The following is a 2063-nucleotide window of genomic DNA, read 5'->3' as shown; positions in this document are numbered from 1 at the left end:
GGAGGACGACGTAGATGAGCGGGAGGTCGATGACCGCGAGCCGGAAGAGTGTCCGGAGCGCCTCCCAGACCCCGTCGCTGTCCAGGCCGGCGTACTTCCGGGGACGAACGCGGGCTCGAAGACGTCAGGATCGCTAAAAAGGGTCTCGTCGTGGCGAGGGGGAGCATATCATGGATGAATCTGAAACGAAGGGATTAGAAAGACGGGCCGTGCGCGGGCTGAACGTGAAGGGGTGCGAAGGCAAAAACTGCGGGGTCCTGGCAGAACGTTGGGGCAGGAAGTTACTCAGCCTGCAGGATCCCGATGATCCCATCGATAACCGACGTGACGGTCTGGTCGTTGAGATGGCCGGCGCGATAAAGAATCAGGTCGACACTGGCCGAAAAGAGCCGGTTTGGCCGGATGTTGCTCGGTTTGCGGAGTGTTCCCTCTGTAAACTCCATGTCGGTGATGCCGACGGCGTAGCGATCCCGGATCTGCTGGCTCGTGATCTGGCAGAGGATGAGATCGTCCCCACCAGGTGCCGCGACAACAAGAGCCGGGCGCCGCTTCACCGTCGAGAGATCCGAGAAGGGAAACGGTACAACGACAACATCGCCCTTTACAAATCGCTCCACGCCTCTTCCTCCTCGGGTCGGAGCCAGTCTTTTCGGAGCGCGGGCTCGCTCGCGAGGGCGGTGTCCGGGGCAGCCTTCCGGCGCCGGGACTTGAGGTACCGGATGAAATCAAGCACCTCACCGTATGTCCGGGGCGGGAGGTCGTTCAATTCACTGATGATCTCCTCTTTTACTCGGGTCATGGCAACCTCACCTCTGCAATATATGATCCTCTGGTGCTTTAATCTACATATCTCTGTCCGAAGAAGGGTTGTTTACTAGGACATAGATTCGCCTCAGCGAGGAAGATGTAGGTGAGGGTTGTGACGAGCGTGACCTGTCCAGTGGGGTTGTTGCCGACGACGGTCTGGAGGATGATGAAGATGAGCGGGAGGTCGATGACCGCGATCCGGAAGAGCGTCCGGAGTGCCTCCCGGACCCCGTCGCTGTCGAGACGGGCGTATTTCAGGGCGTAGACCCCGATGACGAGCAGGGGAGGATAGGCTGGGGAGAGGTAGCGCATGTCTGGGACGATACCGGGGCTTGCCGACATCCCGGGGAGGGGGCGGGCGTAGGCGAGCACCACGAGGGCGGCGGCGAGGAGCGGGCTCGCCATCATCCGGAGCCGTGGGCACGGCCCGGACCTCACCGGCGTGAATACTCCTTGTGGGCCCTCTCGATCGTCACGATCTTCTCGATCTTGACGGCGTTCTCCTCGTGCTCAATGATGTAAAAAACGGTGAAGGATCTGCTGATATGGAGGCGGTAGACGGCAGGGGGATGGGGACACTCAAGTTTTTCCTTGTTTCCTCCTGGAAACGGGTCATCCGCGAGATCCTGTATCTTTTCAACGATGATGCGTCGGGTTTTTGGGGGGAGCCCCTTTAAGAACTCCCGTGCTTTCCTCTCGATCAGAATGGTGAACACGCTCTCCTGCTCCCCGGCCCCTCAATCGTCCCGCAGGATCTCGTCCGGGTCGAAGGCTACGAACTCGCCGGCCTCCTCGATCTCGACGATCATCTTCCAGTCGCGATAGTCACGCTCGCGCCGGATCATCCGGCTAAGCAGGTCATCGTAGCTCTCTCCGGCTTCTTTGAGGTCGTGCAGATCCCTCCAGGTGGGTTCTTTCACGGGAATGCGCTTGATCTGGCTGCCGGTATCACGTGTGGCAGAAGACATGCATCTCTGTGGATCGTTCTGGTATTTATTGATGTGCACATTTGCCATAATGAATAAATGTGCCAGAATGAGTACCCTGATAGAGCAGGTACTCTCACTGGACAGCCTGAACTGCTACCTTTCCGATTTCTTCCGGTATGCCTCCTGGACCTGAACGCCGGGCTCAACAATCCGGACTTTTCCCTCGGGGTGGCGTCCTCCCATCCCGACACCAGTTCCCGGTACTCTCTGTACCCGGCAAAGTGGTGCTCCCGTTGCCGTCCTGTTCTTCATCGGTCCGGTCTCCCG

Annotated in this window: 5 protein-coding genes; all 5 read right to left on the bottom strand. The window is 59.1% G+C overall.

Going from position 1 to position 2063, the window contains the following annotated elements; all coding sequences use genetic code 11:
• Positions 1-281: 281 nt before the first annotated feature.
• From BP858_RS04390 to BP858_RS04370, 5 genes are read right to left on the bottom strand one after another with little or no spacing between them, the layout of a single operon-like run.
• Entirely contained in the window at positions 282-617 is a 336-nt protein-coding gene (locus BP858_RS04390) for a type II toxin-antitoxin system PemK/MazF family toxin (protein WP_062263070.1), read from the bottom strand.
• Positions 602-799 carry a hypothetical protein gene (locus tag BP858_RS04385; RefSeq protein WP_062263067.1) on the bottom strand — a complete coding sequence of 66 codons (198 nt, stop codon included), beginning with the start codon at positions 797-799 and terminating at the stop codon, positions 602-604. The genes BP858_RS04390 and BP858_RS04385 overlap by 16 nt, the downstream gene beginning before the upstream one ends.
• Positions 800-837: 38 nt before the next feature.
• Positions 838-1245, bottom strand: a complete 408-nt coding sequence (locus BP858_RS04380; RefSeq protein ID WP_286878950.1) for a hypothetical protein — start codon at positions 1243-1245, stop codon at positions 838-840.
• Positions 1242-1523: a type II toxin-antitoxin system RelE family toxin gene (locus BP858_RS04375; protein ID WP_286878949.1), complete on the bottom strand. Its 282-nt coding sequence runs from the start codon at positions 1521-1523 to the stop codon at positions 1242-1244. Before BP858_RS04375 ends, BP858_RS04380 begins: the two co-directional genes overlap by 4 nt.
• Before the next feature lie 21 nt (positions 1524-1544).
• On the bottom strand, positions 1545-1823 hold the full coding sequence (locus BP858_RS04370; RefSeq protein WP_242405196.1) for a hypothetical protein: 279 nt from the start codon (positions 1821-1823) through the stop codon (positions 1545-1547).
• Positions 1824-2063 lie beyond the last annotated feature (240 nt).

The sequence above is a fragment of the Methanoculleus sp. UBA413 genome (genome assembly GCF_002502935.1).
Taxonomy (GTDB): Archaea; Halobacteriota; Methanomicrobia; order Methanomicrobiales; family Methanoculleaceae; genus Methanoculleus; species Methanoculleus bourgensis.
This window is presented reverse-complemented; position numbering and strand designations above follow the sequence as displayed.